This is a genomic window from Staphylococcus sp. 231237_7MaSpsaltlick (assembly GCF_043107035.1).
Window position 1 is genome coordinate 1 of the sequence record NZ_JBICNX010000079.1, and the last position, 2,538, is coordinate 2,538.

General features: G+C 26.9%; 5 protein-coding genes. 4 read left to right on the plus strand and 1 reads right to left on the minus strand.

Features of this window, described 5'->3' with window-relative positions; genetic code table 11:
* The coding region (locus ACF91D_RS29780) for a hypothetical protein (protein ID WP_392438325.1) at positions 1-466 on the minus strand (466 nt) is incomplete at its 3' end.
* 261 nt (positions 467-727) lie between these two features.
* On the opposite strand from ACF91D_RS29780, the gene ACF91D_RS29785 reads away from it, so the two are divergent.
* The 4 genes from ACF91D_RS29785 to ACF91D_RS29800 all read left to right on the plus strand — a co-directional run.
* Complete coding sequence (locus tag ACF91D_RS29785) at positions 728-946, plus strand: hypothetical protein (RefSeq protein WP_392438326.1); 219 nt, start codon at positions 728-730, stop codon at positions 944-946.
* Positions 947-1,111: 165 nt separating this feature from the next.
* Positions 1,112-1,321 carry a hypothetical protein gene (locus tag ACF91D_RS29790; RefSeq protein WP_392438327.1) on the plus strand — a complete coding sequence of 70 codons (210 nt, stop codon included), beginning with the start codon at positions 1,112-1,114 and terminating at the stop codon, positions 1,319-1,321.
* Between the two features lie 356 nt (positions 1,322-1,677).
* Positions 1,678-1,920: a hypothetical protein gene (locus tag ACF91D_RS29795; RefSeq protein WP_392438328.1), complete on the plus strand. Its 243-nt coding sequence runs from the start codon at positions 1,678-1,680 to the stop codon at positions 1,918-1,920.
* A gap of 57 nt (positions 1,921-1,977) precedes the next feature.
* Positions 1,978-2,538 (plus strand): hypothetical protein (locus ACF91D_RS29800; protein ID WP_392438329.1); only part of this gene is annotated, 561 nt, incomplete at its 3' end.

The following is a 2,538-nucleotide window of genomic DNA, read 5'->3' on the forward strand; positions in this document are numbered from 1 at the left end:
AAACATTTAATGCGTTATCTATTCTAACTATCCCATATTCTTTAACAGTAAATAATAATTTCACAACTTCAAAAAGATGGTCAATTTGTTTTTCTGATATACCACATAAGGCAAACCTTTCAAATGTAGTTTTGCCAATACTCGAATATTTAAGCTTTCTTTCTTTCTTTTCCAATTCACTAAATATGCTAGAATACTCTGACTGTATTTTCTTGTATACTTTAATGATGTTATTAATTTCTTCATAGTATTGTTGTTCCGCTGTAGATAGTGAACTTTTTATATTAACATTACTTTCATCGTCTTTTGATATATCTGTAATGATTCCATATCTTTCTAATTCATTCGCTACCATTTCTCTTATAACACCAGAAAAAGTGCTAATACCTCTTATTTTTCCGTATTTATTAATTAAATCTATAGTTTTTTCTTCAAACTCTATAATTTTACCTTTTCTCTCATTCATAAAAGCACCTCTACTTACCGAAAGTATATATAAAATATATATTTATTCTACATAATGTATAAGAATATATCAAATTATATAGTTAAAATAATAAAAATTTATAAAAAATATATAATTATTGACCGCTTCTTTTTAATTTTATCTAACAAAAATGAAAAATGTGTATATCGTTATTTACAATCAAAGAAAAATAGTGTATAGTTTTAAATGTAATCAAGGTTAGTGATTGCAAAGAATAACAAATAAAAGGGTGAGCTTATTATGGAAATATACAATTTGTTTTGGAAAGAAGATAAACGTGTAACTTGGGCGTTTCTAGGAAGTTATGATTCTAAAGAAAGCGCAAGAAAAGGTATCGAGGAAACTTTTGCTTTTCTAGATATATCTGAGGAAGAGGAAGAAGAATATATAAATGACTTTTTCATTGAAATAGTAAAATTAAATGACCCTGTAATTACAGAATTTGCAGAAAGGATGTAAGGTTATGCTAAATATGATAATCACAATAGTTATTGTAGCAATGATTTTAGGTTATCCAATGAGTTTAGCGAAAAGTATTTTTTTAGATAAATAACACAAATAAAGAATTAAAGTGAATTATTAATGTATTTTAGATCTGAAAAATTAGAAAAGGTGGATTTTAATATGAAAATATATAACTTATTTTGGCAAGAAAACTACGGTACATCGTGGGCATTTCTAGGAAGTTACGATTCTGAAGAGAAAGCAAAAAAAGGAATGGAAGAAAATTTTAAATTTCAAAATATAGAAGAAGAAGATATAGAAGACTATATAGATGATTATTTTATTGAAGAGGTAAATTTAAATAACTATATACTTAAAGAATATCATTAATAATTTGAACGTTTGTGAAATGAAAAAAGAGAGCTAAGACAATAAAGTCTTAGCCCTCTAACAAATAAAAAGGTGGGTTTACCACCTAAAAGGTAAATACAATTATACATTGAAATATATGAATAATCAAGGGCGAATGTGTTCGTTAATAGAAAAAACATTTGAGTATAAATAAAATACATCAGTTTTAATATACAAGGAATTAAAGAAGTGGTATATAATACCGCTTCTTTTTAACAAAAAAAGAAAAAAGTGTGCTAACTTGTTTACAAATAAAGAAAAATAGTGTATAGTATTAAGTGTAGTAAGGTTAAGGATTGATCGAGCTACATAACAAATAAAAAGGTGGTTTATTTATGAAATTACAAGATGTAGAACTTAAAGATGATGAAACAGAGTACGGAGGTAAATGTTTTGCTAATGAAACATTTAAAGACTTTGCTGGAGATGTTGGAGAAGAAGATGTTGAATACTGTAATACAGTTAAAGATTTCAACGAATTACTGAAAATGTGTGGGTTATTACCACTGACAAGTGAGAATTATCCAAACGTTGAAATTACAGATAAAGCAATAAACGAATTGTTTAAAGAAAATTAAAAATATGGAGGTAGCCTGTTAGGGCTACCTCAAACAAATAAAAAGGTGGTTTTATAAATGAAGCTTGCATATGAAAAAGCTATTAAACATATGGCAAAAATTACAAATGGACAATCAAATAGTATTAGTAGACCAGTATATAAAGGGGTGCGACACTATGGAAATACGCTTAGTGCAACAGATGGACACCGTTTGTTGTATATAGAAATTGAAGATGGAAATTATAAAGATGAAATTATTAACGTTAAGAATAATGAAGTAATAGAGGGTGTTTATCCTAATATTGAAAGGTTATTTTTAGGAGATGAAGATATAAAAATAATTTTAGACACAGAAGTAATAAAAGGCATTAAAAATGCTTTGACTTGTATTAAATCGGCAAATTATAAACAAGTTAAACTAATGGATGTAAATGGTTGGTGGACTATCAAGCCCCACGAAGATATAAAAATGATGCATGATGAAAGGTTAGATATTAGTTATGCAATTGGAAAGAGAGTAGACGGTGAACCTAAAGAGAGAGTATTTAACTTAAATTATTTAAAGCAAGCTATAGATTTTATTAAAGATAGAAAATCAAATGCTCAATTGATTATGACAGATAATAGTTTAGCACCT